This is a genomic window from Sphingobium sp. Ant17 (assembly GCF_000588875.1).
Taxonomy (GTDB): Bacteria; Pseudomonadota; Alphaproteobacteria; order Sphingomonadales; family Sphingomonadaceae; genus Sphingobium.
The window spans coordinates 1-3,681 of sequence record NZ_JEMV01000134.1; the positions used below are offsets into that span (position 1 = coordinate 1).

General features: G+C 58.5%; 5 protein-coding genes. 3 read left to right on the forward strand and 2 right to left on the reverse strand.

All coding sequences use genetic code 11. The annotated features are described in order from the left end of the window. Nucleotides 1-187 precede the first annotated feature (187 nt). From BF95_RS24570 to BF95_RS24580, 3 genes are all read left to right on the forward strand, one after another. Complete coding sequence (locus tag BF95_RS24570; protein WP_200867064.1) at nt 188-826, forward strand: L,D-transpeptidase family protein; 639 nt, start codon at nt 188-190, stop codon at nt 824-826. A gap of 663 nt (nt 827-1,489) precedes the next feature. Continuing rightward, a complete protein-coding gene (locus BF95_RS24575; RefSeq protein ID WP_043155405.1) occupies nt 1,490-2,092 on the forward strand; it encodes a hypothetical protein in 603 nt (200 codons plus the stop codon). 250 nt (nt 2,093-2,342) lie between these two features. Next, a complete protein-coding gene (locus BF95_RS24580; RefSeq protein ID WP_152542923.1) occupies nt 2,343-2,870 on the forward strand; it encodes a hypothetical protein in 528 nt (175 codons plus the stop codon). A 150-nt stretch (nt 2,871-3,020) separates the two neighbouring features. Here the strand turns inward: BF95_RS24580 and BF95_RS24585 are convergent, their stop codons facing one another. Both BF95_RS24585 and BF95_RS29980 read right to left on the reverse strand, forming a co-directional pair. Continuing rightward, complete coding sequence (locus BF95_RS24585) at nt 3,021-3,317, reverse strand: type II toxin-antitoxin system RelE/ParE family toxin (protein ID WP_043155410.1); 297 nt, start codon at nt 3,315-3,317, stop codon at nt 3,021-3,023. Continuing rightward, a complete protein-coding gene (locus BF95_RS29980) occupies nt 3,314-3,466 on the reverse strand; it encodes a hypothetical protein (RefSeq protein WP_161774428.1) in 153 nt (50 codons plus the stop codon). Before BF95_RS29980 ends, BF95_RS24585 begins: the two co-directional genes overlap by 4 nt. Nucleotides 3,467-3,681: the final 215 nt, after the last annotated feature.

Sequence of the window (3,681 nt, forward strand, 5' to 3'; positions counted from 1 at the left end):
CCACGCTGGCGSCGGTACACCCCCACCCAACCTCCCCCTCAAGGGGGAGGGGTTTGGTAACGCGGGATCAATGTTCATTTTTACTCTCCTGATCCAACCTCGTCCCCACTGTCCCAAGCCGGGACCGATGCGACGAAGCGCGTGCCGTTCTTCTGGCGCGGGGCGGGGTTATGGTTAAGAAAGGCTTATGCTTTTCTTCCGGCTGCTTATTCTCCTGTGTTGCGCCTTGCTTCCCGTGCCGTCCGTGTGGGCGCAGGTCGCCGATGGGCCGCTCCGGCCCGGTGCGTTCCGTTGGGCCGATGATGACGTCGCGGACGGGCCGCTCTATTTGATCATCAGCCTCGCGCGGCAGCGGGTCCATGTCTATCGCGGCGACCGGTTGATCGGCGCGGCCAGCGTGTCGACGGGGACGAAAAACAAAGCCACGCCGACCGGCAGCTTCCCCATCCTGCAAAAGCGGCAATGGCACCGCTCCAACCTCTACAGCAATGCGCCGATGCCCTTCATGCAGCGGCTGACCTGGGACGGGATCGCGCTGCATGCGGGGCATAATCCGGGCTACCCCGCCAGCCATGGCTGCATCCGGCTCCCTTATGCCTTTGCGCAAAAGCTGTTTGCGCTGACGCAGATTGGCACGTTGACGGAGGTGACGACCGACCGGCTGAGCGCCGCGCTGATGCTCGACCCGCTGGTGCTGGGCGATGTCGGCAGCAGCGTGGTGACGTTTGGGATGGGGGGGCGCAGACAGGCGCGGCGGGGGCGGGGGCGTTCGCGCCGAGTCTGGAGATCGATCCGGACATTTTTCGGGATTTGGGGGCGGTGGTGACGGGCCGGGGGGCGCGCTCCGCAATTTTGCAAAATCATGTGAAGTTCACACCGTCGCTGGCCGAGGGTTTGTGCGGGGGACGGACGGGTGGCGTGAACTTCGCAATAGGCGAATTTTTGCGAAGTGCAGGACGGCGTGTTTGGGAGCGCGAGAGGGATGCGGGGCGGACGGGGAGAAAGAGCCGGGCGAACATGGCATAGGTTGGGGGATGTAGGACAGGGGTGTTTGGCGGGTTGCTGTCCGACTGGTTTGAAACGGGCCTGCAGATGGAGCTGCCGATGTGGCGTAACCCTGCCTGTCATGTTGTCAGACGCTTTTTCAATCCGACAGTGATTGGCGAAAAATTCAGTGGCCATGGCGACGGCAGAGCATGGTGCGGGACGCTATAGCCATGGCTTCGGGCAGCGTATTATCAGGATTTCGGCAGCTCTGCGCCACTTGTCGCCGTTCGACACCGATTTTCTCGCTCTCGGAAGCGGACATTTAAATTATGACGTGGCTTGGGACCTTCCTTGTTCCTGAGCGACAGTTCTAACGGTAGCTCTCACCAGAACCTTGCCTCTTCGTCAGCAAGAACCCGCATGGGGTAGCACGGGCGGCCATGTGATGCCTGCGGTCGCCCTGTTAGATCGACGCCGCGATCCTAGCGTGGTAAGATGCGGCATGAGCCCGGAAGACGCTGTGACATGGTGGACCGCATTCGGCGCGATTGCGCAGGCAATTGGCGCGGTCGCGACATTCGCCGCAGTTGTCGTGTCGTTATGGGTTGTTATGTCAGAACGGGCGATGAAGGCGAAGGGCAGCGCCGGTATTCGAGTCAGTTTCATCGGCGACGGGACACCCGGCACTTACTTCGTTGGCATCGACGTTCTTAACATCGGCGTGCGGCCATTCCATGTCGGTAGCGTAGGATGGCGCACCGGATGGTTTTCGCGCGGTCCGCAGGCGTTCGCATTTCGCTACGCAATCCAGAACACCGCGATCATGCTGAACCATCAACCGGGGCTGACCATCGTAGAGCCGGGCCGCAACCAAGGCTTCTATACGCCGATCGCAGACATGAAGGCGGCAAACGGTGAAGTCTCACGTGTCGAGATGTTCGGCCGCAAATTCCCAATCATCGGCAGGGCGCCAATTCGCGCGATGATCAATATCACGGGCTGCAAGCCGCTTATGGTGAAGGTGTCAAAGGAATTGGCCGAATTTCTCCGAACCGGAGATCACATATCAACGACAGCGGAATTGCCCCGACGAGGCGATGCATGACGGGCCGGTCCATCACCCTGCATACGCTACAATACTCGAAAGCCGATCTAGACGCGGTTCCCGAAGACGATCGATACTTCTTCCTAATGAGTACAGGGCTCGCCAACGAGTTGCAGATGCTGAACAAGATGGTCGCCGTCATCACTGAAAGCGACCCTGCTGACGCGCCACGCATCGTCAATCAGGGCAACTCGCTTACGCCATGCTCGTTATGCGGATGCTCGCCGGTCGCATGTGCGAGGGGTGGAAGGTGTTATCGGGCTTCTCGAAGAAGCTGAAGGCCGACTATGAGCCGCATATGAGCGAGGACGGGCGTGTTGCCCTTCGCAACCTTCGCGCCTACTTCAATCCAGGCAAAGGGAAGCAATCGTTCCTATCTGACGTACGAAACAACGTTGCATTTCATAGCCTACGAGAAATCGTAGCATCCGCCTATGAAGCTCTTCCGCCTATGGACGACCTAGGCGACTATCTTCATCGCTGTATCGGCAACACGCTCTATTACACGACGGAGATTCTGCAATATGAAGCACTTAAGCAACTAGCGGGGGTAGGCGACGGGGCCGAAGCTCTCCGGCTTATGCAGATCGATGCGCACGCGCAGACGAATAACTTCAACACTGCGATATATTCCTTTGTTGTCGCATTCTGCGAACGCTATCTGAAGGACGCACTTGCGGCTCTACCGGACGAAACCGAGACGTTCGAAGTCCGATCGTTTGATGATATGCGTCTTAGTTTCTTCAGCGAGTTGCCCACGCCGCAGGGAGCATCCTAGGCAATTCGCGCGATGCGAGGCAGGCGACTAAGTGCGAACGGCACCAATCCTCCATTGCAGCCCCGAACCGGACATTCTCTTAACGGTCAGTTCACGACTAACTCTTAACGGTCAGTCACGACTAAAGCCGCCCTGCAAATCCAATCCGCCTCAAGTCAGTTGCAAGGCAGTGTCGTGATCCTGCCCCGGACCGATGATCCGGTGGACGAAGATGTGATCCGGTTCGACGGAATAGAGAATCCCATAGCGCTTGTAGGATCGTCGTCTGATCCCGTGATGTTCGTAACGCGGGACAAGCGGAAAGGCGCGCGGCATGTCGGCAAGGCGCTTCATGATGTCGCGCAACTCGTCCACGAAGGAGATGGCGCGCGCAGGGTTGTCTTGCTCGATATAGTTTCGGATGCCTTCAAGGTCATGTCTGGCCCTTGAGGACAGCGTGACTTTCATTGGCGCGCTTTACCGTGTGCGGTTTGTCGAATATCGGAAATGATCGCGTCGCACACATCGTCCAGATCATGGCCGCCACCGGCTTTCATTTCCTGAAGGCTTTGGTCGATCGAGGCATCCAGTTCTTTCAGCCAGCGTTCCTTGTCCACAGTCGCGTTTTTGATCGCGGCGGATCAGGTCGCGCACATAGTCGCTGACGCTGGCATATTGGCCACTGTCGATGCGGTTCTGCACATAGTCGCGCATGGGATCGGGCAGGGAGATATTCATGGTAGCCATCGGCTATCTCCAACGTCTTTCATAGCTGAACATAATGAGGGTGACCCATGGATGGTGTTCCCCGGCGAAGGCCGGGGTCCAGTTC